Origin of the sequence: Streptomyces sp. NPDC060366, assembly GCF_042725135.1 — a bacterium.
In the GTDB taxonomy this organism is placed as follows: domain Bacteria; phylum Actinomycetota; class Actinomycetes; order Streptomycetales; family Streptomycetaceae; genus Streptomyces.
On record NZ_JBHXDC010000002.1, the window covers coordinates 559,211 to 583,544 of the forward strand.

23 protein-coding genes are annotated in these 24,334 nt (G+C 70.7%); 13 read left to right on the plus strand and 10 right to left on the minus strand.

Annotated elements, in window-relative coordinates; all coding sequences use genetic code 11:
* The first annotated feature begins 1 nt into the window (after position 1).
* From ACFWHU_RS07150 to ACFWHU_RS07160, 3 genes are all read left to right on the plus strand, one after another.
* Positions 2-1,483: an ATP-binding protein gene (locus ACFWHU_RS07150; protein WP_387224236.1), complete on the plus strand. Its 1,482-nt coding sequence runs from the start codon at positions 2-4 to the stop codon at positions 1,481-1,483.
* A gap of 435 nt (positions 1,484-1,918) precedes the next feature.
* A complete protein-coding gene (locus tag ACFWHU_RS07155) occupies positions 1,919-2,158 on the plus strand; it encodes a helix-turn-helix domain-containing protein (RefSeq protein ID WP_387224237.1) in 240 nt (79 codons plus the stop codon).
* Between the two features lie 72 nt (positions 2,159-2,230).
* Complete coding sequence (locus tag ACFWHU_RS07160) at positions 2,231-3,496, plus strand: tyrosine-type recombinase/integrase (RefSeq protein WP_387224238.1); 1,266 nt, start codon at positions 2,231-2,233, stop codon at positions 3,494-3,496.
* A 77-nt stretch (positions 3,497-3,573) separates the two neighbouring features.
* On the opposite strand, the gene glnA is transcribed toward ACFWHU_RS07160, so the two are convergent.
* The 4 genes from glnA to ACFWHU_RS07180 form a co-directional block, all read right to left on the minus strand.
* The gene (gene glnA, locus ACFWHU_RS07165; RefSeq protein ID WP_078077637.1) at positions 3,574-4,935 is read right to left on the minus strand and encodes a type I glutamate--ammonia ligase; all 1,362 of its coding nucleotides are present in this window, start codon (positions 4,933-4,935) and stop codon (positions 3,574-3,576) included.
* A gap of 198 nt (positions 4,936-5,133) precedes the next feature.
* Positions 5,134-5,520 carry a VOC family protein gene (locus ACFWHU_RS07170; RefSeq protein WP_385792979.1) on the minus strand — a complete coding sequence of 129 codons (387 nt, stop codon included), beginning with the start codon at positions 5,518-5,520 and terminating at the stop codon, positions 5,134-5,136.
* Positions 5,517-5,846 (minus strand): ArsR/SmtB family transcription factor, encoded by a 330-nt coding sequence (locus tag ACFWHU_RS07175; protein ID WP_385792977.1) that lies wholly within the window; start codon positions 5,844-5,846, stop codon positions 5,517-5,519. The genes ACFWHU_RS07170 and ACFWHU_RS07175 overlap by 4 nt, the downstream gene beginning before the upstream one ends.
* Before the next feature lie 55 nt (positions 5,847-5,901).
* Complete coding sequence (locus tag ACFWHU_RS07180; RefSeq protein ID WP_387224239.1) at positions 5,902-6,429, minus strand: MarR family winged helix-turn-helix transcriptional regulator; 528 nt, start codon at positions 6,427-6,429, stop codon at positions 5,902-5,904.
* A 137-nt stretch (positions 6,430-6,566) separates the two neighbouring features.
* Here ACFWHU_RS07180 and ACFWHU_RS07185 point away from each other — a divergent pair, with 137 nt between their 5' ends.
* The 5 genes from ACFWHU_RS07185 (at position 6,567) to ACFWHU_RS07205 (ending at position 10,956) form a co-directional block, all read left to right on the plus strand.
* Entirely contained in the window at positions 6,567-7,010 is a 444-nt protein-coding gene (locus ACFWHU_RS07185) for a hypothetical protein (protein WP_385792975.1), read from the plus strand.
* Between the two features lie 81 nt (positions 7,011-7,091).
* Positions 7,092-7,739, plus strand: coding sequence for a DUF3105 domain-containing protein (locus tag ACFWHU_RS07190; protein WP_385792974.1), 648 nt, complete (start codon positions 7,092-7,094; stop codon positions 7,737-7,739).
* Positions 7,736-8,413, plus strand: a complete 678-nt coding sequence (locus tag ACFWHU_RS07195; protein WP_387224240.1) for a DUF305 domain-containing protein — start codon at positions 7,736-7,738, stop codon at positions 8,411-8,413. Before ACFWHU_RS07190 ends, ACFWHU_RS07195 begins: the two co-directional genes overlap by 4 nt.
* A 236-nt stretch (positions 8,414-8,649) precedes the next feature.
* A complete protein-coding gene (locus ACFWHU_RS07200) occupies positions 8,650-9,069 on the plus strand; it encodes a CBS domain-containing protein (protein ID WP_385792972.1) in 420 nt (139 codons plus the stop codon).
* A 126-nt stretch (positions 9,070-9,195) separates the two neighbouring features.
* On the plus strand, positions 9,196-10,956 hold the full coding sequence (locus tag ACFWHU_RS07205) for an NAD+ synthase (protein WP_387224242.1): 1,761 nt from the start codon (positions 9,196-9,198) through the stop codon (positions 10,954-10,956).
* A 39-nt stretch (positions 10,957-10,995) separates the two neighbouring features.
* Here the strand turns inward: ACFWHU_RS07205 and ACFWHU_RS07210 are convergent, their stop codons facing one another.
* The 3 genes from ACFWHU_RS07210 to ACFWHU_RS07220 form a co-directional block, all read right to left on the minus strand.
* Positions 10,996-12,027: an endonuclease/exonuclease/phosphatase family protein gene (locus ACFWHU_RS07210; RefSeq protein WP_387224243.1), complete on the minus strand. Its 1,032-nt coding sequence runs from the start codon at positions 12,025-12,027 to the stop codon at positions 10,996-10,998.
* A gap of 189 nt (positions 12,028-12,216) precedes the next feature.
* Positions 12,217-12,900 (minus strand): TetR/AcrR family transcriptional regulator, encoded by a 684-nt coding sequence (locus ACFWHU_RS07215; RefSeq protein WP_387224244.1) that lies wholly within the window; start codon positions 12,898-12,900, stop codon positions 12,217-12,219.
* 172 nt (positions 12,901-13,072) lie between these two features.
* The gene (locus tag ACFWHU_RS07220; RefSeq protein WP_387224246.1) at positions 13,073-14,725 is read right to left on the minus strand and encodes a DHA2 family efflux MFS transporter permease subunit; all 1,653 of its coding nucleotides are present in this window, start codon (positions 14,723-14,725) and stop codon (positions 13,073-13,075) included.
* A gap of 174 nt (positions 14,726-14,899) precedes the next feature.
* On the opposite strand from ACFWHU_RS07220, the gene panB reads away from it, so the two are divergent.
* The 3 genes from panB to ACFWHU_RS07235 all read left to right on the plus strand — a co-directional run bounded on the left by panB (position 14,900) and on the right by ACFWHU_RS07235 (position 17,807).
* Positions 14,900-15,760 carry a 3-methyl-2-oxobutanoate hydroxymethyltransferase gene (gene panB / locus ACFWHU_RS07225; RefSeq protein WP_078077624.1) on the plus strand — a complete coding sequence of 287 codons (861 nt, stop codon included), beginning with the start codon at positions 14,900-14,902 and terminating at the stop codon, positions 15,758-15,760.
* 155 nt (positions 15,761-15,915) lie between these two features.
* Positions 15,916-16,950, plus strand: coding sequence for an ATP-binding cassette domain-containing protein (locus ACFWHU_RS07230; protein ID WP_387224247.1), 1,035 nt, complete (start codon positions 15,916-15,918; stop codon positions 16,948-16,950).
* Entirely contained in the window at positions 16,947-17,807 is an 861-nt protein-coding gene (locus ACFWHU_RS07235; protein WP_387224249.1) for an ABC transporter permease, read from the plus strand. Before ACFWHU_RS07230 ends, ACFWHU_RS07235 begins: the two co-directional genes overlap by 4 nt.
* Positions 17,808-17,891: 84 nt before the next feature.
* Here the strand turns inward: ACFWHU_RS07235 and ACFWHU_RS07240 are convergent, their stop codons facing one another.
* The gene (locus tag ACFWHU_RS07240; RefSeq protein ID WP_387224468.1) at positions 17,892-21,467 is read right to left on the minus strand and encodes a BTAD domain-containing putative transcriptional regulator; all 3,576 of its coding nucleotides are present in this window, start codon (positions 21,465-21,467) and stop codon (positions 17,892-17,894) included.
* Positions 21,468-21,656: 189 nt separating this feature from the next.
* Between ACFWHU_RS07240 and ACFWHU_RS07245 the strand changes: the two genes are divergently transcribed.
* Positions 21,657-22,457 carry a site-2 protease family protein gene (locus tag ACFWHU_RS07245; RefSeq protein WP_387224250.1) on the plus strand — a complete coding sequence of 267 codons (801 nt, stop codon included), beginning with the start codon at positions 21,657-21,659 and terminating at the stop codon, positions 22,455-22,457.
* On the opposite strand, the gene ACFWHU_RS07250 is transcribed toward ACFWHU_RS07245, so the two are convergent.
* Together ACFWHU_RS07250 and npdG are read right to left on the minus strand one after the other, a co-directional pair.
* Entirely contained in the window at positions 22,450-22,635 is a 186-nt protein-coding gene (locus ACFWHU_RS07250) for a hypothetical protein (RefSeq protein ID WP_387224252.1), read from the minus strand. The two genes, ACFWHU_RS07245 and ACFWHU_RS07250, sit on opposite strands and share 8 nt — an antisense overlap.
* Before the next feature lie 143 nt (positions 22,636-22,778).
* Positions 22,779-23,489: an NADPH-dependent F420 reductase gene (gene npdG / locus ACFWHU_RS07255; protein WP_385792961.1), complete on the minus strand. Its 711-nt coding sequence runs from the start codon at positions 23,487-23,489 to the stop codon at positions 22,779-22,781.
* A 136-nt stretch (positions 23,490-23,625) separates the two neighbouring features.
* Here npdG and ACFWHU_RS07260 point away from each other — a divergent pair, with 136 nt between their 5' ends.
* Positions 23,626-24,297 carry a hypothetical protein gene (locus ACFWHU_RS07260; protein ID WP_387224253.1) on the plus strand — a complete coding sequence of 224 codons (672 nt, stop codon included), beginning with the start codon at positions 23,626-23,628 and terminating at the stop codon, positions 24,295-24,297.
* Positions 24,298-24,334: the final 37 nt, after the last annotated feature.

A 24,334-nucleotide genomic window follows, 5' to 3' on the forward strand; every position in this document is an offset into this window, starting at 1 on the left:
CGTGGCTGACGAGGAGAAGACTCCGGGGCGCGAGGTCATCACCGACTACGCGCAGGGACACTTCCGGTACTTCCGCACCGCCGACGGAACCGTGTACGCGCAGAAGAACGGCCACCCCGTGGCACGCCCGATCCGCTCCCAGGGCACGACGGGCAGCCACCGTCAGGAACTCATGGTCGGTCTGTTCAGGGACGGGCGCGGCGTGTTCAACGGGACAGCACTCAAGGAGGCGTTGGACTTGATCGAAGCACTCGCACTGACCGAGGACACCCAGCCCGTGCACATCCGCGTGGCCCCCGGGTTCGACGGCGCGACGTGGCTGGACCTGGGCCGCGATGACGGGAAGTCCGTCCGTATCCACCCCACGGGGTGGGACATCACCGTCCCCGAGCCGCGTGAGGTGTGCTGGCGCCGTACCCAGCTCACCGGGGAACTGCCCCTGCCCGTCAAGGACACCGACGGCAAGGGCATCGACCTCCTGATGAGGCTGTGCAACTTCGCCACCGCGGAGACCGAGTGCCTGGCACTCGCCTGGCTGATCGGCTGCCTCGGGCCGTCCGTTCCCGTCCCCGCCCCGTTCCTCACCGGGCCACAGGGCGCGGGCAAGTCCACCGGTGGGCGGATGCTCGTGCGGATCATCGAGGGCATGAGCGGCGACCTGCGCCGGGCGCCCAAGGATGAGGAGAACCTGATCGCGGCCGTCGCGGCGGGATGGGTCACCGCGCTGGACAACCTGTCCCACATGACGCCGGACCTGTCCGACGCCATGTGCTGCATCGTCACCGGAGCCGAGAGCGTGAAGCGCGCCCTGTTCACCGACGGGGACGTGTTCCGCGTCGGCTACCGCCGACCCCTGCTCCTGACCGGTATCGACGTGGGAGTCATCCGCCCCGACCTCGCGGAACGGCTCCTGCCCTTGCGGTTGGAGCGCCCCCGCGTCAGGCGCACCGAGGCGGAGCTGTGGGCGGAGTACGCGGAAGTGCTGCCTGTAGTTCTCGGCTCGCTGCTGGACCTCGCGGTCAAGGTCCGCAGCGCGGAGGCGGAGACGCCGACCGATCTTCGGATGGCGGACTTCGCGCACCTGTGCGCGCAGCTCGACGCGGCAACGGGTCTCGGGGCTCTGCCCGCGTACCGGGCGAGCCTGGACGACCTGAACGACGACGTGATCGAGGGCGATCTCCTCGCGCAGACCGTCCTCCGCCATGCCGAGACCATCGAGCCGGGATCGACGCAGCGCATGACGTCCACCGAGTGGCTGTCCTGCCTCAGCCGCCTCTACAGCGGCGACGAACTGCGCTCCCTGCCCAAAGGGTGGCCCACCACCGGCAAGGTGCTGTCCGACCGGCTCAAGCGCCTCCAGCCCACCCTGGCGGCCCGTGGCGTGCTCATCGACTCGGGCCGCACCAAAGCGGGCCGCTATCTCGAAATGACCCGCACGGCCGCCCTGACCCTGCCCCCACCCGAGCAGCAGCAGGCGTTCTGACCGAGTGCGCGCTCACCCGGACAAGCAAGAGGAGCACCCCCGGCGTGGCGTGCTCCTCTTGCTGTTCGGCGGAACGCCGCCCCTAGGACGCGCCGCGAAGCGGCCCCTTCATCGCTCTTTGAGCCGCACCCAACTACTACAAACAGCCCCTTCTTTGTCCTAAGAAGGAAGACGCTGCGTCACCTGCGTCACCCGGCCCGGAAAACGGCACCTGACCTGGGCCGACAGCGGTGACGCAGACGGTCGGCTCTGCGTCATCCTGCGTCACCTGCGTCACCTGGTGACGCAGCCGATGACGCACCGGTGACGCAGCCCCGGTCCCCCGCGTCACCCAAACCAGCAGGTCAGGGCCCTAAATGACGCAGGTGACGCGGTGACGCAGAAATCCGCACCTCGGACACACACGCGGCACCCCTCGCTGCCCAGGGAGATCTCGTGGCACGCAAACCCACCCCGCACACCGACCCCCGAGCCACGCTCCGAGCCGGACTCCCCGACCGCTACCTCACCCCCGACGACATCGCCGAAATCTTCGACGTCCCCAAACAGACCGTCTACCAGTGGCGCAAGAAACGCACCGGCCCGCCCGGCTTCCGCGTCGGCAAACACATCCGGTACGACCCCGAGGCCGTCCACGCCTGGGCCAACGACCGCATGGCCGCAGACGCGGCCTGACACCCCACCACACGGCCGGGGGCGAGCAGTGCTCGCCCCCGGCCGCACTGCTGCCCCAAGGAGCCACCACCCATGGCAGGCCACATCCAAGACCGCTGGTACAAGACCGAAACCGACGCCAACGGCAAGACCACCCGCGTCAAGACCGACCGCCTCGGAACTGGAATGCGCTACCGCGCCCGGTACGTCGGTCCGGACGGTACCGAGAAGAGCAAGAGCTTCCCCGACCGGCAGAAGAGCAAGGCCGAGTCTTGGCTGAGTAAGACCGCTGCGGACATGGACAGCGGCCAGTACATCGACCCGAAGTTGGCGCAGACGACGTTTCGGGAGTACGCCGAACGGTGGCTCAAGGCACAGACTTCGGACCTGACATCGCGGGAATCGGTGAATTCTCAGATTCGACTGCACGCGCTGCCGTACCTCGGCTCACGCCCTCTGGGCTCCTTCAAGCCTCTGCACATCCGTGAGTGGCTAAGTGAGTTGGAACGCGCCATCCCGGCCACCTCGTACCGTCGTGTCATCTACTCCAGCGTTTCAGGGATCCTGAATGCCGCCGTCGATGACGAGTACCTGCGCAGGAATCCGTGCAGCGCGAGCACCGTCCAAGCGCCGGCACGCAACACTCAGAAGGTTGTGCCCTGGACGCCGGGCCGCGTATTCGCCGTCCAGGCTGCACTCCCCGGGCAGTACCGCACGATGGTCGACCTCGGCGCTGGTTGTGGCCTCCGTCAAGGTGAGATCTTCGGTCTGGCGGAAGAGGCGATCCAGTTCGACACTGGTTGGCTGCATGTGGGATGCCAAGTCAAAGTCGTGGAGGGCGCGTTGGTCTTCGCGCTGCCCAAGCGGCAGAAGGGACGCGACGTGCCGCTGGCCCCGCAGGTGGCCGCAGCATTGAAGGAGCATGTGGCCGAACATGCCCCGGTGCCTGTGACGCTGCCGTGGGCCCGCCCGGACGGCAAGCGCGTCACCAAGCGCATCCTTTTCGTCCGCCCGGACGGGAAAGGGGCGGTACGCCGCACCGACTTCAACACGCGGCTGTGGAAGCCCGCTCTCGTCTCCGCCGGCGTCATTCCGGGGCGCGAGCCGGGCAAGCGTCACGACGCCGCCAGGGAGCACGGCATGCACGCGCTCAGGCACTTCTACGCGTCCGTTCTCCTGGACGCCGGGGAGAACATCAAAGCGCTGAGCACGTACCTCGGGCACACCGACCCTGGGTTCACTCTGCGGACGTACACGCACCTGCTCCCGAGCAGCGACGGACGGGCCCGCCACGCCATGGACAAGCTCTACTTGGGCCGCCCGTCCGGGCCGGACGGCCCACAGACGGCCCACGGGTGATCATGGCCACGGATGGGGCGCGGTGTCCGCGCCCGGCGTCCCGTCCGTGGGAGCGCCCATAGGCCGCTGACCTGCGACTACAGCACCGGCAGAAGCGCCTTCAGCTCGAAGGCGGTGACCTCGGAGCGGTACTCCTCCCACTCGCGCTTCTTGTTGCGGAGGAAGAAGTCGAAGACGTGCTCGCCCAGCGTCTCGGCGACCAGTTCGCTGCGCTCCATCAGCGAGATCGCCTCGCCGAGGTTCTGCGGCAGCGGCTCGATGCCCATCGCGCGGCGCTCGGCGTCGGACAGGGCCCATACGTCGTCGTCGGCGCCCGCCGGGAGTTCGTAGCCCTCCTCGATGCCCTTGAGGCCGGCGGCCAGCAGTACGGCGTACGTGAGATAGGGGTTCGCGCCGGAGTCGATGGAGCGGACCTCCACGCGCGCGGAGCCGGTCTTGCCGGGCTTGTACATCGGGACGCGGATCAGGGCGGAGCGGTTGTTGTGGCCCCAGCAGATGTAGGAGGGGGCCTCGCCGCCCGAGCCCGCGGTGCGTGTGGAGCCGCCCCAGATGCGCTTGTAGGAGTTGACCCACTGGTTGGTGACGGCCGAGATCTCGGCGGCGTGCCGGAGCAGCCCGGCGATGAAGGACCGGCCGACCTTGGAGAGCTGGTACTCCGCGCCCGACTCGTAGAACGCGTTGCGGTCTCCCTCGAAGAGGGAGAGGTGGGTGTGCATGCCGGAGCCCGGGTACTCGCTGAACGGCTTCGGCATGAAGGACGCGTGGACGCCCTGCTCCAGCGCGACCTGCTTCATGACCAGGCGGAAGGTCATGACGTTGTCGGCGGTGGAGAGCGCGTCGGCGTACCGCAGGTCGATCTCCTGCTGGCCGGGGGCACCCTCGTGGTGGCTGAACTCCACGGAGATGCCCATGGATTCGAGCATGGTGATCGCCTGGCGGCGGAAGTCCATGCCGACGTTCTGCGGGGTGTGGTCGAAGTAGCCGGAGCTGTCGGCCGGGGTGGGGCGGGTGCCGTCGACCGGCTTGTCCTTCAGGAGGAAGAACTCGATCTCGGGGTGGGTGTAGAAGGTGAAGCCGAGGTCCGAGGTCTTGGCGAGCATCCTCTTCAGGACGTAGCGGGGATCCGCGAAGGACGGGGAGCCGTCGGGCATCAGGATGTCGCAGAACATCCGCGCTGTGCCCGGGGCCTCCGCGCGCCACGGCAGGATCTGGAAGGTCCCCGGATCCGGCTTGGCGATCATGTCGGACTCGTACACCCGCGCGAAGCCTTCGATCGCCGAGCCGTCGAAGCCGATACCCTCGTCGAATGCCTGTTCCAGCTCGGCGGGGGCGACGGCGACCGACTTGAGGAAGCCGAGCACATCGGTGAACCACAGGCGTACGAAGCGGATGTCGCGTTCCTCGAGCGTACGGAGCACGAATTCCTGCTGCTTGTCCATGTCTGCTGTCCTACCCATCCTTGCCGGTCAGGCCGCCTGCTCCCACGCTGCCGAGTACACCGCGGCACCCGAGCATGACACCACAGGATTTCCGGAAGGTTGCACACCGGCGTACTAAAGCATTGTCGGACACGCGGCCCGTGGTGCGCGCGTCCGGGTGCCTCAGTGGTGGACGGGGTCGCGAGGGCGGCCCGCGGCTCAGGCGTTGTGGGCGATCTGGATGAGATTGCCGCAGGTGTCGTCGAACACGGCGACGGTCACCGGGCCCATGTCGACCGGCTCCTGCGTGAAGCGCACACCGAGCCCCTGAAGGCGCGCGAACTCGGCGTGGACGTCGTCGACGGCGAAGGAGGTGTACGGGATGCCGTCCGCGACCAGCGCGTCCCTGAAGGGCTTCACGGCGGGGTGTCCGGACGGTTCGAGCAGCAGCTCGGTGCCTTCGGGGTCGGCCGGGGACACGACGGTGATCCAGCGGTCCTCGCCCACCGGGACGTCGTGCTTCTTCAGGAAGCCGAGCACCTCGGTGTAGAAACGCAGCGCCTCGGCCTGGTCGTCGACGAAGACGCCGGCCATGTTGATCTTCATGAGGTCTCTCCTCGGGGTTCGGGTGCGGGACCGGGTGCGGTCCCGGCCGGGCTCGCGGGTGCGATCCAGCGGTCGGTGAGGTGTTCCAGCGGCCCGGTGTTCAGGTGGTGGAACTTGTAGCGGCCGTCGCGTCGCGTCTCGACGAGACCGGCTGCTTCGAGGAGCGCCAGATGCTGCGAGACGCCCTGCCGGGACAGGCTGAGGCCGTGTCTGGTCAGCAGCCGGCCACAGATCTCGAAGAGCGTCTGCCCGTCGCGTTCGGCCAGCTCGTCGAGGATCGTGCGGCGAGTGGGGTCAGCCAGGGCCTTGAACACATCATCGGACACGCCGCCACTATAGGCAAGTATTTCCTTGCCTATCAATGCCGGCCGTCGCCGACCGTCAGTGGAGTGGGATCGCGGTGTCCGACCAGCCCAGGGGGTACGGCTCCCCGTCGTCGCCCGGCATGGGCCGCTCCCCGCCCGCCTCGGTGAACGCCGTGAGGGCGTCCACGAGCGCCGTACGCTGCTCGGGAGCCAGCCGCTGGACGATCGAGGTGATCTCCCGGCGGCGGGCCGCCGAGACGTCCGCCACGAGCGTACGGCCCTCCTCCGTGAGCCGCAGCACGGTCTCGCGCCGGTTGCCGGGGTTGACCCCGCGCTCGGCGAGCCCGGCGGCGATGAGCCGGTCGACCATCCGCGTCGCGGTGGAGGGGTTCACCCCCAGCCGCTCGGCGAGCGACACGAGCTTGGCGCCGCCCTGGGCCGAGAGGGCCTTCAGAAGCCGGAACTGGGGCAGGGTGACCCGGTCCTGGACGGTGGCCAGGGAACGGACGGAGACGGCCACGAGCAGCCGTGAGGCGATCAGCACGGCCCGGGTGACGTCGTCGACGTCGGGCTCGCTCGGCAAGGGTTCCGGAGGGTCGGCCATGCCTCTTTGTACCGCGCCGGAGCCCCCGCCGACCCCCCTTCGTACCCCCGTGGTCACGACCGCCACAGGCACGTTCCGGACTCGGAACCCGCTGCGCCCTCCTGCTCGGCCACCTGTACGGACTACGATCTGCGCCCATGGGGGGACGGCGGCACATACGCGACGCGCGTCCCACGGCCTTGCTCAGCGCCGTGGTGACGCTGCTCGCCGCGCTCTACGTCTGTCTCGGCCCCGCCGACACGCACGACACGCGGCCCTCGACCGTGCGGGCCGCCGACAGCGCGGCGGCGCAGCACACGGCGCGGACGACCAGCCCCGGCATCACCCTCCGTACGGATGTGGAGGCGGCCGGGCCCGCCGCGGCCCCCGAGTACACCTGCCCGTACGACCGGAGCAACTGCCGCTTCATCCCGCACCTCAGTCCGGCCGTGCTGACCGCGCCGCACCCCGCCGACCCGCTCGGCACCGACGACGTGAGTCCCGCGCGCCTCGCGCTGCCGTCCCACACCGGCCAGGTGTCCCGCTCCGGAGCGTCTCCCCGCGCGCCGGATCTCCACGTCCTTCAAGTACTGCGGACGTAGCCGGGCCCGCGCCCCCACCGGGTTCCAGTACCTCCCCCACCCCCGTTCCGCAGGTTTTTCGAGAAGGACGAAACACACACCATGGCTTCCAAGTCCCAGAGCACCGAGCGCAAGGCCCGAATAGAGCAGATGCGCAAGGCCGAGCGCGCGCGTGAGCGGCGTAACCGCATCATCACGATCACGGCGAGCACGGTCGTCGTCGCGGCGCTCGTCGCCTTCGGCGCGTTCGTGCTGAACAAGGAGTCCGAGGACCAGAAGAAGGAAGACAAGGCCGCCGCCGAGCCCGTGAAGGGCGAGAAGTCCTGGGACGCGAAGGAGCTGGGCCGCGACCACGTCGCCGAGGCGGTCGAGTACCCGCAGACGCCGCCGGTCGGCGGCAACCACAACCAGGTCTGGATGAACTGCGCCGGCGACGTCTACAAGGACGCGGTCCCCAACGTGAACGCGGTGCACTCGCTGGAGCACGGCGCGGTCTGGGTGACGTACAACGACAAGGCGCCCGAGGGCGACGTGAAGGCGCTCGGCGACCGCGTGGGCAAGACGCAGTACACGCTGATGAGCCCCGTGAAGGAGCAGGCCGGGGCGATCATGCTGACGGCGTGGGGCAAGCAGGTCACCGTCGACAGCGCGAAGGACCCGCGCGTCGACCAGTTCTTCGCCAAGTACGTGCAGGGCCCGCAGACGCCTGAGCCGGGTGCCGCGTGCACCGGCGGAATGGGCGACCAGTGACCCGCACGAACTGGGCGGCCATCACGGCGGTCGTACTCGCCCTGCTGTTCGCGGGGGCGGCCACGGTCGCCTCCGCCGGGCGCGAGGACTCGCCCCGCGCGAGCGCCACGCCCACGGCGGACTCGGCCGAGGCGGGCTTCGCGCGTGACATGGCGGTCCACCACCAGCAGGCGGTGGAGATGTCGTTCCTCGTGCGGGACAGCACGGACGACGAGGAGGTGCGCCGCCTCGCGTACGACATCGCCAACACCCAGGCGAACCAGCGCGGCATGCTGCTGGGCTGGCTGGACATGTGGAAGCTGCCGAAGATCTCCACCGACCAGGAGCCGATGGACTGGATGGCGAAGGACGGCGATCACACCGACATGGACGGTATGGAGGGCATGGATCACGGTGCCCACGAGGTCCGTGACGGCTCGCTGATGCCGGGCATGGCGACCAGGACGGAGCTGGACGCGTTGCGGACCGCCAAGGGCGAGAAGGCGGAGATCCTGTACCTCCAGCTGATGACCGACCACCACAAGGGCGGCGTCACGATGGCGCGGGGCTGCGCCGAGTTGTGCGAGGTCGACACCGAACGGGCCCTGGCCGAGGGCATGGTGACGGCACAGCAGTCCGAACTGGGCCTGATGAGCGACCTCTTGAAGGCACGGGGCGCGAAGCCGCGCGCCTGACCACGGGCGGGCCACACCTGTTCCGGAAAGCGCCGGGCCGGTCGCGTACGCGACCTGTCCGGCGCTTTCGATTCCGCATGCGATCCATGAGGCCGGCGGCGCCGTACACGCGTCCAGGTTTCATTCACCCGTACCGCTTCTTTCACCCGTACGGGTGAAAGCGGTCGCGTACGCCGGACGGCCCCATGACGATGGAGTCGCTCGGGGCGGACGGCATCGAAGGAGGTACGAACCCCATGACCACGGCCAAAGACATCATGCATCCCGGGGCCGACTGGATCCCCTCGCACGAGACCCTGGACCGGGCCGCGCAGCTCATGCGTGACCTGGACGTGGGCGCCCTGCCCATCGCCGACACCGGGGAACGGCTGACCGGCATCCTGACCGACCGCGACATCGTCGTCGGCTGTGTGGCACAGGGCCACGACCCGGCGCAGGTCACCGCCGCCGAGATGGCCCACGGCACACCGCGGTGGATCGACGCGGCCGCGGACGTGGACGACGTGCTCACGGAGATGCGGGACCACCAGATCCGCCGGCTGCCGGTGATCGAGAACAAGCGCCTGGTCGGCATGATCAGCGAGGCGGACCTGGCGCAGCACCTGTCCGACGCGCAGATCGCGTCGTTCGTGGAAGGGGTGTACGCCTCCGGCTGACGGGCCTCACGGACGCCCGTGGGCCCGGTACGGGTGTCGCGGGCCGCCGCCCCGTGCCGCGGCCCGCACACGCTCCCCCACGGCCCCGCCACCACATCGCGTCAGAAAGACGATTACACTGGGCCCGTGCCTCAACTACGTCTCGCTCTGAATCAGATCGACTCGACCGTCGGCGATCTCGCCGCGAACGCCGAGGCGATCGTGCACTGGACCCGGCACTCCGCCGAACAGGGCGCGCATCTCGTCGCGTTCCCGGAGATGGTGCTCACCGGCTACCCCGTCGAGGACCTGGCCCTGCGGTCGTCCTTCGTCGAGGCGTCCCGCGACGCCCTGCGCGCGCTCGCCGGACGGCTCGCCGACGAGGGCTTCGGGGAGCTGCCCGTCGTCGTCGGCTATCTCGACCGGTCCGAGCGGGACCGGCAACGGTTCGGCCGGCCGGCCGGATCGCCGCGGAACGCCGCCGCGGTGCTGCACCGGGGCGGTGTGGCGCTGACGTTCGCCAAGCACCATCTGCCCAACTACGGCGTCTTCGACGAGTTCCGCTACTTCGTGCCGGGCGACACCATGCCCGTCGTCCGGGTGCGCGGCATCGATGTCGCGCTCGCGATCTGCGAGGACCTCTGGCAGGACGGCGGCCGGGTCCCGGCCACCCGTTCCGTGGGCGCCGGGCTGCTGCTCTCGATCAACGCCTCGCCGTACGAGCAGGCCAAGGACGACACCCGCCTGGAACTCGTACGCAAGCGCGCCCAGGAGGCCGGCTGCGTCACCGCCTATCTGGCGATGATCGGCGGCCAGGACGAGCTGGTCTTCGACGGCGACTCGATCGTCGTCGACAAGGACGGCGAAGTGGTCGCGCGCGCACCGCAGTTCGCCGAGGGCTGTGTGGTGCTGGACCTCGATCTGCCCGCCGCCGCCGCCGAGCCGCCGGGCGGCACCGTGGACGACGGTCTGCGCGTCGACCACGTCGTCCTGTCCGACGACCCCGTCCCCGCCTACGAGGCGGAGCTGAGCGGCGGCTACGCCGACCGGCTGGACGACGACGAGGAGGTCTACTCCGCCCTGGTGGTGGGCCTGCGCGCGTACGCCGCCAAGAACGGCTTCAGGTCGGTCCTGATCGGCCTCTCCGGCGGCATCGACTCCGCGCTCGTCGCCGCGATCGCCTGCGACGCGCTCGGCGCCGGGAACGTCTACGGCGTCTCCATGCCGTCCAAGTACTCGTCGGACCACTCACGGGGCGACGCGGCCGAACTCGCCCGCCGTACGGGGCTGAACTTCCGCACCGTGCCCATCGAGCCGATGTTCGACGCGTACATGGGCTCGCTCGCCCTGACCGGGCTCGCGGAGGAGAACCTCCAGTCGCGGCTGCGCGGCACGATGCTGATGGCGCTCTCCAACCAGGAGGGCCAGATCGTGCTGGCGCCGGGCAACAAGTCCGAGCTGGCGGTGGGGTATTCGACGCTGTACGGCGACTCCGTCGGCGCGTACGGCCCGATCAAGGACGTCTACAAGACGGCGGTCTTCCGGCTCGCCCGCTGGCGCAACCGCGCCGCCGGGGAACGCGGTCAGACCCCGCCGATCCCGGAGAACTCGATCTCCAAGCCCCCGAGCGCCGAACTGCGCCCCGGCCAGGTCGACACGGACTCGCTGCCGGACTACGACGTGCTGGACCGGATACTGGCGATGTACGTCGACCGCGACCAGGGCAAGGACGCGATCGTCGCGGCGGGCTTCGACCCGGCGGTGGTGGCGAGGACGCTGCGCATGGTGGACACGGCGGAGTACAAGCGGCGGCAGTATCCGCCGGGCACCAAGATCTCCGCGAAGGGCTTCGGCAAGGACCGGCGGCTGCCGATCACCAACCGCTGGCGGGAATCACCGACCGCCTGACCCCGGCCCCTTGAACACCGGCCCCCTGAACAGGGGTGCCTACTCGGAGAGTTCGATACGGGCGGCGATCGGCAGATGGTCGCTGCCCGTGCGGGGCAGTGTCCACGAAGACTTCGGCTCGACGCCCTTGACCATGATCTGGTCGATCCGTGCCATCGGGAAAGCGGCGGGCCAGCTGAAGCCGTAGCCGTCGCCGGCGGCGCCCTGGGTGGAACGCATCTGGGACGTCACGGCGTTCAGGGAGCGGTCGTTCATCGTGCCGTTGAGGTCGCCGAGCAGCACGATCCGGTCGATCCGCTCGTCGGCGATCGCCTCACCGAGCGCGTCGGCGCTGTCGTCCCGCTGGTTGGCGGTGAAGCCCGCGTGCAGTTTGACGCGTACGGACGGCAGGTGCGCCACGTAGACGGCGACCGAACCCTGCGGCGTCATCACCGTGGACCGCATCGCGCGCGTCCAGCCCATCCGGATGTCGACGGGGCGGCTGCCGCTCAGCGGGTACTTGCTCCAGAGCCCCACCGTGCCCTGCACCGAGTGGTACTTGTACGTGCCGGCCAGCGCCTTCTCGTACGTGGGAACCGCCGACGCCTTCAGCTCCTCCAGCGCGACGACGTCCGCGCCGGACTCCACGATCTCCCGCGCGGTTCCCTCGGGGTCGGGGTTCTCGGCGTTGACGTTGTGCGTGGCGACCGTCAGATCGCCGCCGGTGCCCGACTTTCCGATGAGCAGTCCGCCGAAGAGGTTGGCCCACACGACGGTCGGCAGGAGCAGCGCGATCAGCGCGGTGGCGGAGCGGCGTACCAGCGCGGCCACGAGAAGAACGGGTACGAGAAGTCCCAGCCACGGCAGGAACGTCTCCATGAGACTGCCCAAGTTGCCGATGCGGTTGGGGACCTGGGCGTGCAGGATCATCAGCAGCGCCGTCAGGACGGCGAGCACCGCGACGACGACGCCCCGCCGCCAGATGCCCCGGTCGCCGCGCCAGCGGTCGGCGAGGGTCCGGATCCGGCTCTTGGGAGGGTCGTTGTCGTCGGCGCCGTCCACCCGGGACTCAGCCGTGTACTCCTGCGTCATACCGCTGCCCTCACTGCCTTGCCGTTCACGCCCGCCACCGACCCTAGGCGATGACGCGCGCTTTCCCCGCCGTCCCCGACGGCCGTACGGGCAGAAGGACGACCGTCATGGGGCGGTGGGTTCCGGACACGGGCGGTTACCGGGCCGCTGTGAGATGACGCACGACCGGCGGGGCCGCGTGGCGGGCGGTCAGCTTCCGGTGTCACCGGCCGTGTCGCCCACGCTGGTCCCGCCGCTTTCCCCGGACCCGGCCCCGGCTCCGTCCCTGGGGCGCAGGCCTTCGAGCAGCGCCCGGAGGATGCGCTCGGCGAGGTCGTCGTCCAGCGGCGCGTCCTTGCGGTGAATGGTGCGCACCAGCATGGGGCCGACGATGAGTTCGTCGATCAGCTCCACGTCGATGTCGTCACGGAGTTCACCCGCGGCGACGGCGCGGCGCACCGCAGCCGTCATGGCGGCGCGCCGCGGCGCGATCACGGTGTCGTGATACGCGTCCCACAGCTTCGGATGGCTCTTCATCTGCGCGAAGACGTTGTAGAGCAGGGCGGAGCTGCGCTGGGCGAGACCGCGCCTGCGCAGGGATTCCAGACCGACGAGGATGTCGGCGAGGCCGGAGGTCCCCGACAGGGCGGGCTCGGGGGGCTCGATGGCGCGCAGGACGTCGACGAAGAGCTCTTCCTTGTCGCTCCAGCGCCGGTAGATGGTGGCCTTGCCGACGCCCGCCGTCCGCGCGATCCGCTCGATGGAGAGCCCCGCCAGCGGCTCACCCTCCTCAAGAAGCCTCACCACGGCCTGGAGGATCGCGCGTTCGGCCGCCTCACTGCGCGGCCGGCCTCGCCGGGGCTCCTGCCCCTGGTCCCGCTCCTGCCCTCGCAATGGCCCACCTTTCGCCCTGCCCCATCAGCCGCGCGCCCCGCACGATCCGCCGATTCTCGCCGACGCCTGCGCGTCCGGTCGAACGCCCGACACCGCCCGGCGCCACGGCCGACAACGCCGACCCTCTCGCACGGCGCTTGAGCCGCGCTGATTTTCGATCACCGGCCAGGATCTAGTCGTGGGCGGGCGCCGTCGCCTCGACCGGGGGTTCGGCCCGCTCCTTCGGTACGGGGCGCTCCGGTGCCGTACGGCCCGGCATGAAGAGCGCGACCACGACGGTGCCGATCAGCGCGACCGCGGCCGAGCCGAGGGCCGTGACGTGCATGGCGCTCAGGAAGGCGTCGTTCGCGGAGGAGATCAACGGGGCGCCGGCGGGGCCGAGTTTCTCGGCGACGGCCATGGTCGCCTCGATCGACTCCCCCGCCGCGTCGCGCGCCCCGGCCGGGACGGCGCCGAGGTGTCCCTCGATCTCGCCTCGGTAGGTGGTGGAGAGCAGCGAGCCCAGTACGGCGATGCCGAGCGCGCCGCCGACCTGCCGGAAGGTGTTGTTGATGGCCGATCCCGAGCCGGCCTTCTCGCGCGGCAGGGCCTGCATGACGGCGACCGTCACCGGCGGCATGATGTGGGCCATTCCGGCGCCCTGGACGAAGAAGACCAGGCACAGCACCCAGACGGGTGTGGTGGCGTCGAAGAGGGCGAACGCGGCGAGACCGGCGGCGACGAGCAGCATGCCGCCGGTGCAGACCGCGCGGGCGCCGAACCGGTCGACGACCAGCCGGGCGCGCGGCGCGAAGACCATCTGCGCCACGGCGAGCGGCACGATCAGCAGGCCCGAGTCGAGCGCGCTGTATCCGCGCACGCTCTGGAGGTAGAAGGCCGAGAAGAAGGTCACGCCCATCAGGGCGAAGAAGACCAGCGCGATCGCGGCGACGGCGGCGGAGAAGGCCGGCTTCTTGAAGTAGGACATGTCGATCGACGGATGGTCGCTGCGCTTCTCGTGCACGACGAACGCGGCCAGGACGGCCAGACCGCCGATGACCGAGGCCAGCACCGTGGCGTCGGTGAAGTCGGCGAGTTCACCCGCGCGGATGATCCCGTACACGAGCAGGACGAGGCCGACGATCGACAGCAGTACGCCGACCGGGTCGACACGGCCGGGACTGGGGTCCTTGGAGTCCGGCACCAGCAGCACCATCGCGATCAGCGCGACGATCACCACCGGGACGTTGACCAGGAAGATCGAGCCCCACCAGAAGTGTTCGAGCAGCACGCCGCCGGTGATCGGCCCTATGGCGATGGCGAGTCCGACGCCGCCCGCCCAGATGCCGATGGCCTTGGGCTGCTCGTCGCGCTCGAAGACGTTCATCAGGACGGCGAGGGTGGCCGGCATCACGAAGGCGGCTCCGAAGCCCATCAGGGCGCGGTACGTGATGAGTTCACCGGGCGATCCGGACATCGCGGCGAGCGCGGAGCCGATGCCGAAGACGACGATGCCGAAGAGCAGCACCTTCTTACGGCCGACGCGGTCGCCGAGCAGACCGGAGGTGAAGAGCAGCCCCGCGAAGACGAGGGTGTAGGAGTTTATGGCCCACTCCAGCTCGCTCTGGGTGGCGCCGATCCCGACGGGCTCGGGGCTCGCGATCGTCTTGACCGCGACGTTCAGGATCGAGTTGTCGAGCACCACGATGAGCAGGCTGAACATGAGGACGCCGAGGATCGCCCAGCGGCGCCGGTGGACGGCTTCGGGGACCCGGCGCTCGGTGGTGTGGACGCCGGGCGGCGTCGAGGACGGTGGCGGCGCGGACGAGGGTGACGGTGTGGGCATGACGCGAGCGTAAGCCCATTTCAATACGAGACCGTCTCGTATTGTAAATTCTTTACCCGGGGAGCGGCGAGAACGGAGTAGCCCCACTTCCCGTCGGTGGTGCGCGGATGCCACCATGGACACGGTCCGGGGACACCGTCAGGGTGCCTCGAGATGACGAAGGAGCCGTAAGCCATGACGTTCGAGGCTGCGCAGAACCCCTCACGTGATCCCAAGTCGCTGTACGGCGGCACGGGCACCCGCCGCGTCACCGTCCATGACATCGCCGCCGCCAAGCGACGCGGCGAGAAGTGGCCCATGCTCACCGCGTACGACGCGATGACCGCGTCCGTCTTCGACGAGGCCGGTATCCCGGTCATGCTCGTCGGCGACTCGATGGGCAATGTCCATCTCGGCTACGAGACGACCGTACCCGTCACCCTCGACGAGATGACGATGCTGTCCGCGGCCGTCGTACGGGGCACCAGGCGCGCCCTCGTCGTCGGCGACCTCCCCTTCGGCTCGTACCAGGAAGGCCCCGTACAGGCCCTGCGCAGCGCCACGCGCCTGGTCAAGGACGCCGGGGTGGGCGCGGTCAAGCTGGAGGGCGGGGAGCGCTCGCTGCCGCAGACGGAGCTGCTCGTCCAGGCCGGCATCCCGGTGATGTCACACCTCGGCCTGACGCCGCAGTCCGTGAACACGCTGGGCTACCGGGTGCAGGGCCGCGGCGACGAGGCCGCGCACCGGCTGCTGCACGACGCCAAGGCGGCGCAGGCGGCCGGCGCGTTCGCGGTGGTGCTGGAGCTGGTGCCCGCCGAGGTCGCCGCCGAGGTCACCCGGTCGCTGGAGATCCCCACCATCGGCATCGGCGCCGGTCCCGACACCGACGCGCAGGTGCTCGTGTACACGGACATGGTGGGTCTCACGGGCGGCAAGGTGCCGCGCTTCACCAAGCAGTACACGAACCTCCGCCAGACGCTCGGCGACGCCGCGAAGGCGTTCGCGGACGAGGTCGTCGGAGGAACGTTCCCGCAGGAAGAGCACACCTTCCACTAGCCCCACCCCATCAGCCACTGCCGCAAGAGAAGACAGCCCGCCGACATCCCCCATCGGCGGGCTGTCGGCGTTCCCACACATCCGACAGCCGGCTGTCGGCGGGCTGTCGGTCGGATGTCGGTCGCCTGTCAGTGGCGGCTGCCACGATCGACGGCATGACGCGAATCGACACAATCCCTGCCGACGGCACCTCGGCCGTCACGGTGCGGGGCCTGGTCAAGCACTACGGTGCGACCAAGGCGCTGGACGGGGTGGACCTGGACGTGCGCGAAGGCACGGTCCTCGGAGTCCTCGGGCCCAACGGCGCCGGCAAGACCACCCTCGTACGCTGCCTGTCCACCCTGATCCTGCCCGACGCCGGTACGGCCGTCGTGGCCGGTTACGACGTGGTGAGGCAGCCGCGGCAGCTCCGCCGCACCATCGGCCTCACCGGGCAGTACGCCTCGGTCGACGAGAAGCTCTCCGGCTGGGAAAACCTGTACATGATCGGGCGGCTGCTCGATCTGTCCCGTACGGCGGCCCGCAAAAGGGCGGACGAGCTGCTGGAGCGGTTCTCGCTCACCGAGGCGGCCCGGAAGCCGGTGCTCCAGTACTCCGGCGGTATGCGCAGGCGGCTGGACCTCGCGGCCTCGATGATCGGGCAGCCCGCGGTGCTCTATCTGGACGAGCCGACGACGGGCCTCGACCCCCGCACCCGTAACGAGGTGTGGGCGGAGGTCCAGCGGATGGTCTCCGAGGGAGTGACCGTCCTGCTCACCACGCAGTACATGGAGGAGGCCGAGCAGCTCGCGAGCGAGCTGACGGTCATCGACCGCGGCCGGGTCGTCGCGGGCGGCAAGGTCGACGAGCTGAAGGCCAGGGTCGGCGGCCGGACCCTGGAGATCCGCCCGACCGACCCCGGCCGACTGCCTGAGATGGCACGGGCGTTGAGCGAGACCGGCCTGGACGGCATCGCGGGGTCGCAGATCAACGACGGCATGCTGTTCGTGCCGATCCTCGCCGACGTGCAACTGACGGCTGTGATCGGCCTGCTGGCCGGGCGCGGCTTCGACATCGCGCACATCGGCACCCATCTGCCCAGCCTGGACGAGGTGTTCCTGGCGATCACGGGCGAGAAGACGAGCGAACAGGCCGACGACGTGCGCGACGACGCCCACGACGACACGCGGCCGAAGGAGGTCGCGGCATGAGTACGGTGACGACGACGAAAGCGACGGACACCGCGCCGTCCCCCCGCCCCGAACCGCCCGTCCGGGTGGTCTCCGACGAGGGCCGGATCGGTCTGCGGGCCAATCTGCGGCACATCGGCGCCCTCGCGCGCCGTAACGTCCTCCAGATCAAGCAGGACCCGGAGTCGATGTTCGACGTCCTGCTGATGCCGATCGTCTTCACGCTGCTGTTCGTGTTCGTCTTCGGCGGGGCCGTCGCGGGCAAGGGCAACCAGTCCGAGTACGTCAGCTATCTGGTCCCCGGTCTGATGGCGATGATGGGGCTCAACGTCTCGATGGCCGTGGGCAGCGGCATCAACGAGGACTTCCAGAAAGGGGTCATGGACCGGTTCCGGACGATGCCGATCGCCCGGTCGTCCGTCCTCATCGCGAAGATCGTGGTCGAGGTCGGCCGGATGATGGTCGCCTTCGCGATCCTGCTGATCGTGGGCTTCGTACTCGGTATGGAGATCGAGACCTCGCCGCTCCAGGTCCTGGCGGCGATCGGGCTGTCGCTGCTGTTCGGCGCGTCGTTGATGTGGATCTTCATCCTGATCGGTCTGACCGTGAAGACGGCGCAGGCGGTGCAGGGCGTGGGATTCCTGGTGCTGATGCCGCTCCAGTTCGGCTCCTCGATCTTCACCCCGCCGTCGACGATGCCTGGCTGGCTCCAGAACTTCACGGACTACAACCCGCTGTCGAATCTGGCCGACACGGCGCGCGCGCTGTTCATCGGCGGGCCGCTCGCGCACGACCTGTGGATGACGGTGGCCTGGGCGACGGTGATCACGGCGGTGACGGCGCCGCTCGCGGTGTCCAAGTTCCGCAAGAAGACCTGACGCGGGCGGTCGGGGTCCGGCATCGGGGACGAGCCGGGCCCCGGCCGAGGGGCGGACGTCAGCCGTCGGCCGAGGGGGAGGACATCAGACGCCGGCGAGAGCGAAGGCCTCGTCGAGGGTGAGCGTGCGGCCCTCGGCGAGGGCTTCGTCATACGCGGCGCCGTCCAGCCCGCCGGCCCGGACGGCCGCCTCGGCCGCCTCCCGGTTCTCGCGCTCCTGCGAGGCCCGGTAGTGACCCCGCGGCAGATTCGCCTCGTACGCGCCGATCAGCCGGGCTCCGTCCCGTACCCGCTCCGGCCCCCCGAGCCCGGCCAGCGCCCAGCCCACGGTCAGCAGATGGACCGCGGACATCTGCGGGGCGACGATCCGCGACATCGAGTCGTTCGACCGCTCCAGCGCCTGCCGGGACCAGTCGAGCCCGGCTTCGTACCGGGTGTCCACATTCTCCAGCCAGCCGAGCAGGCCGAAGACGAAGCCCTCGAAGATACGAAGGTTGGAGTGCTTGAACTCCTCGCGCAACTGGCCCAGTTCGTGGCGTCCCTCGGCGGCGCGCCCGCTGCGGCCCAGCCAGATCGCCAGATAGATCCGGGCGGCCGGCTCCGCCTCGTAGTCGCGCCTGCTGTCCCGCAGGATCTCGCGCAGCACCGCCTCGGCCTCGTCCCCCTGGCCGGTCTCCATCATGACGCCGGCCAGCCGCGTGCGCAGGAGCGCGACCTGGGACTCCACGCCGAGCAGCCGGGTGTTCTCGATGGCGGCGAGGAAGTCCTCGGTGGCGCGGGCGAATTCACCGTTGCGCTCATGGGCCTCGGCGCGCGCCGACAGCGCCTCGGCGGCGCCCCACGCGTCGCCGAGCCGGGTGAAGATCTCCAGGCTCTCGTCGGCGTCGCGGCCCGCGTCGCCGACCCATTCGCTGCGGTTGGCGAGGATGTTGGCCCGCACCTGGAGAGCCGAGGCCAGCTCCCACTCGTAACCGAAGTCCCGGCACGCCTCCACTCTCGCGTCGATGAGCTCGCGGAGCCGGCCGGCCTCCCCGATGATCATGACCGCGAAGAACCAGAGCGAGCCGGGCGTACGGCAGATCTGCGGCAGACCGGGCTGGTAGACCTCGCTGATGCGGCGCAGCCGCTCCATGGCCTCGGGCGTGGTCCACTCGTCGAACTCGTGGTTCATGCTGGCCAGATAGATCAGCCGGCACCCGCGCCGTGCCTCCATCAGCACATCGGGCGCCATCGGCGGTGGGGCGTCCGTGCACTGTTCGAACACGGGCGGGGCGGGGACGACCGGCGCGGCGAAGGGGTCGGGGCCGAGTTCGGCGGCGGCCCCCGCCCAGTGCCGCGCGTCGGTGCGCAGATCGCGGATCTGCCAGTAGAAGGCGAGCGAGTGCACCAGGCAGAGCGCCTCCTGCTCGTCCCGGTCGGCCACGGCGCGGCGCAGCGCGGTGCGCAGGTTCTCGTACTCGAGCGTGATCCGGGTGATCCAGTGGACCTGTTCGGGACCGCGCAGTTTGGGGTCGGCGTGGCGGGCCAGCTCCCGGAAGTGGACGAGATGGCGGCGCTCGGCGGCGGGGCGGTCCCCGGACTCGTCCAGCCGTTCACCGGCGTACTCCAGCACGGTCTCCAGCAGCCGGTAACGCATCTCGCCGTCCGGTGCGGGGGCGGCGATCACGAGCGACTTGTCGACGAGCGAGCCGAGCAGTTCGAGCGCGTCGGGCCCGCACACGGCTTCGGCGGCGGCCAGGTCGCAGCCGCCCGCGAAGACGGACAGGGCGGCGAGCGCGGTCCGCTCGGCGGGGTCGAGCAGGTCCCACGACCAGTCCACGACGGCGCGCAGGGTCTGCTGTCTGGGCAGTACGGTGCGGCTGCCGCCGGTGAGCAGCCGGAAGCGGTCGTCCAGGCGGTCGGCGATCTGCCGGGGGGTGAGCATCCGCAGCCGGGCGGCGGCCAGTTCGATCGCGAGCGGCAGCCCGTCGAGCCGGCGGCAGATCTCGTCGGCCGCGACGGGGTCCTCGTCCGTACGGAAGCCGGGCCGGGCGGCGGCGCCGCGATCGGCGAGCAGCCGCAGCGCCATCGGTTCCGGCAGCGGGCCGACGGGGCGTACGACCTCGCCGGGCACACCGAGCGGCTCCCTGCTGGTGGCGAGGACGGTCACGCCGGGGCAGCGGGCCAGCAACTCCTCGACCAGCCGGGCGGCGGCGTCCACGACGTGCTCGCAGTTGTCGAGCAGGAGCAGCATGCGGCGGCGTGAGCAGTGTTCGACGAGCCGTACGAGAGGGTCGTTGGTGCTCGGATCGACGGCCCGCAGACTCTCGGCACCGGCGCCGCGCAGTACGGTCTCGCGGGCGCCGAGCGCGACGAGTACGGCCTCGGGGACGGTCGCCGGATCGTCCACGGGCGCGAGCTCGGCGAGCCACACCCCGTCGGGCCACTGCGCCCCACCGCCCCCGGCGGCGACCTCCTGCGACAACCGCGTCTTCCCGGCCCCGCCGGCCCCGAACAACGTCACCAACCGCGCGTCCCGCAGATCCAGTCGCAGATCGACCATGTCCCGCTCCCGCCCGACGAAGCTGTTGATCCGGGCGCGGAGGTTCCCGGGGGGCGGGGTCGCGGGGCCCGCGGCGGCGGGGGCGGGCGGGGTGCCGTCCGGCGCGGACCCAGGGCGGGTCCCGGAGGGGGCCGGTTCGGCCGCCGCACCGGCTGAGCCGTGAGCGGTGTGCGCCGCACCGTACGGACCGGCCTCGGCCGGACCGGACGCCTCGGGGGCGTGCGGGACGCCGTCCGGCGCGGACGCCGCCGGACCGGCGGAACCGGACTCGCCGGCCGGGTGGTCGGCGGCGGAGCCGTTCCGTGTGGCAGCGCCGTGCGGCGCGGGGTGTGGGGGCCGGTTCGGGCGCCGCCCCGTGTCCTCGTTCGCGTACGCGTCCGGGTTCAGCAACTCCTTGTGGAGTGTGCGCAGTTCGGGGCCGGGGTCCATGCCCAGGCGGGTCGCGAGGTCGCGGCGGACCTCTTCGTAGGCCGACAGGGCCTCCGCCGTGCGGCCCACCGCGCGCAGTGCCCGGATGCGCAGCGCCTGGAGCAGTTCGTCGATCGGATGGTCGTCGCAGAGCACCGCCAGCTCCGGCAGAGCCTCCTCCGCGTGGCCGAGGGCGAGCGCCGCCGTGAGCCGTGCCCGGCGGGCGCCCAGTCGGCGGGCCTCCCAGCGGGCCGACTCGGACCTGCGGTCCGGCAGGTCGGACAGCGCGGGGCCGTGCCACAGGCCCAGCGCCTCGTCCAAGCGCTCGGCGGCTCGCTCGGGGCTCCCGTTGTCCAGCGCCCTGATCCCCTCGGCCGTGAGCCGCTCGAAGCGGTACAGGTCGACGTCGTCCTGGTCGGCGCACAGCCGGTAGCCCCCGCTCTCGGAGACCACGGTCCCCGCACCGAGCACCCGGCGCAGCCGGCTGACCAGTGCCTGGAGCGCACCCGCCGCGTCCGCGGGGGTGTCGCCGTCCCAGACCTCGTCGACGAGCGTCGCCGCCGGGACGGTCCGGCCGGGCCGCAGCGCCAGCACGGTCAGCAGCGCGCGCAGCCTGGATCCGCCCACGGCGTACGTCGTGCCGTCGGCGCGCAGTGCCCGCGTGGGGCCGAGAAGCCGGTAGCGCACCCCACCATTGTCCGGCACGGCCATCCGGTCGGCCGCCCGCTCCCCCGAGTGCGCCGTTCCCATGTGTCGCCCCAGCCCTCCCGCCGTCTCCCCCTGTGCCGCCCAGCCTCGCCGGAACCGACCCCCGGACGCGAGACGTTTTCGCCGTGTCGCCTGTACGGTCAGGCACGCCCCGCGCCGACCGCGCCCCGCCCGCACCTTCAGGAGCCGCGAATGACCACCGCCCCCTCCCGTCGCGACCGGCGGATCAGCCCCGTCTTCCTCGGGATCGCCGCCGTCATGGCGGTCACGGGGTGGGCGGTGTGGACGGACTTCGCGGCGGACGCCCGTATCGCCGTCTTCCTCTTCGTCACCTCGGCGTGGGTGGTCTCGCTCTGTCTGCACGAGTACGCGCACGCGCGCACCGCCCTTCACAGCGGCGACATCTCCATCGGAGCCAAGGGTTATCTGACGCTCAACCCCCTCAAGTACACACACGCGTTGCTGAGCCTCGTGCTGCCCGTGCTCTTCGTCATCATGGGCGGCATCGGTCTGCCGGGTGGCGCGGTCTTCATCGAGCGGAGCCGCATCCGGGGGCGGTGGCGGCACAGTCTGATCTCGGCGGCCGGCCCTTTGACGAACGTTCTCTTCGCCGTCGTCTGCACGGCCCCGTTCTGGCTGGGCATGCTCGACGGCGTACCGATGATCTTCCGCTTCGCGCTCGCGTTCCTCGCGCTGCTCCAGGTGACGGCGGCGATCCTCAACTTCCTGCCGGTACCGGGACTTGACGGTTACGGCGTGATCGAGCCGTGGCTGTCACGCAAGTTCCGCGCGCAGGTGGAGCCGTTCGCGCCGTTCGGACTGCTCGCGGTCTTCGGCGTCCTGTTCATCCCCGAGGTGAACATCGCGTTCTTCAACGGGATCGACGCGATCCTGAGCGGCCTCGGCATCTCCGATCTGGAGACGTACTGCGGCCAGAACTTCTACCGCTTCTGGAAGACGCGCGACGAGCTGTGCCAGTCGTTCGTCAGCTAGCGCCCGTCCGGCCGGCCGTCTTCGCCTTCCGCTGGTAGTACCACGTCATGTTCGACGACAGCCCGGCCAGCAGCACCCACACGACGCCGAGCCAGATCTCCCCCCGTACGAAGGCCACCACGGCCGCCGTGGTGGCCAGGAGGCAGACGACGAGGGCGTAGAGAGCGAGGCGGGGCATGGGGTCGGCTCCTGTCGGGGGCGTGGCGGACGTGCGTACGGCGCCCGTCCAGTGTCCCCCACCCCCGCGCCCGCCCGCGCCCAGGTCCGCCCCCGAGAGACACCGGACACCGGACGTCGGACAAGGCCGGATGCCCGTCGGCGTCAGACGTCGGTCACGCGCAGGCCCGCGTGCGCCTTGTAGCGGCGGTTGACCGAGATCAGGTTCGCCACCAGCGACTCCACCTGGTGGGCGTTGCGCAGCCGGCCGGCGAACACCCCGCGCATACCGGGGATACGGCCCGCCAGCGCCTGCACGATGTCGGTGTCGGCCCGTACCTCGCCGAGCACCATCACATCGGTGTCGATCTGCTCGACGGCGGGGTCCTGGAGCAGCACGGCGGACAGATGGTGGAAGGCGGCGGTCACGCGTGAATCGGGCAGCAGGGCGGCGGCCTGCTCGGCGGCGCTGCCCTCCTCCGGCTTCAGCGCATAAGCGCCCTTCTTGTCGAAGCCGAGCGGGTTGACGCAGTCGACGACGAGCTTGCCCGCGAGTTCGTCCTTGAGCGATTCCAGCGTCTTTGCGTGGCCCTCCCAGGGCACCGCGATGATGACGATGTCGCTGCGGCGCGCGCACCCGGCGTTGTCGGCGCCCTCGACACCGAGGCCGAGTTCGGCCGCCGCCGCCTCGGCGCGCTCGGCGGCGCGGGAGCCGATGATCACTTTCTGCCCGGCCCGCGCCAGCCGGTAGGCGAGCCCGCGTCCCTGGTCGCCCGTGCCGCCGAGAACACCGACGGTCAGGTCCGAGACGTCGGGAAGCTCCCAGGGGTCCTTGGCGGGAGGCTTCGGCGTGCTGCCACTGTCGGTAGAGGTCATGACCCCGACATTACTTGTCGGTCCGAGAGCCTCCCGGCACGACCCTCACCCCTCCCGCACAGCCGGAGTGCCCCGTTCGGGTGACGCGGCGCCGACCTCCGGCGCGGGGCGTGGCGCTGCGGCAGGATCCCGGCCCATGGATGCCGTACGCGTCGCCCTGCTCCGTGAGGTCCTGGCCGGTACGCAGTGGCCGGCGGCGACCCGCCGGTTCGCCGCGTCCCTGCGGTCCTCCGTCGTGCCGCACGGGGGCGGGCTGCTGCTCGTCGGGACGCGGGCGTACGAGCCGTGGCATCTGGCCGCGCACCTGGTGGACGAGGCGGCGTGGTCCGGCCGCCCGGAGCTGGCGCCGTTGCTCGTACGGCACCGGGTGCGGCCCGCCGACCCCGCCCATCTGGCCGTCGGGCTGGGCAGGCTGGAGGGCGCGGGACGCGGCGAGACGCTGCTGCTGGTGGCGCCGGAGCGGCCGGACGGCGGGCTGTTGGAGCGGGTGCACGGCGCGCGGAGGGCGGGGGCGACGGTCCTGTCACTGGGGACCGGGGACCCCGAGGTGGTGGGGCTGGCTCACGACGCGCTCACGATCACCCCGGCGGTCCTGGAGGAGGAGGCGGACGAGGCGGACGAGAGGGACGAGGCGGTGGCGGGCAGGCACGAGGCGGCGTCGGGCATCGACCTCGACATGGTTCAGCACCTGGTGAGCGCGGCGGCCGGTGAGAACAGCCTTCCGACGACGCGCGGCAGGCTCCGCTTCCGGGACCGGCTGTCCCGGCTCGCCGACCAGCTGACCTCGCCGCCGCCGGGTCGCTGGTGACGTCGAGATACGTGGCCGGCTAAAGGAGTTGCCCGAG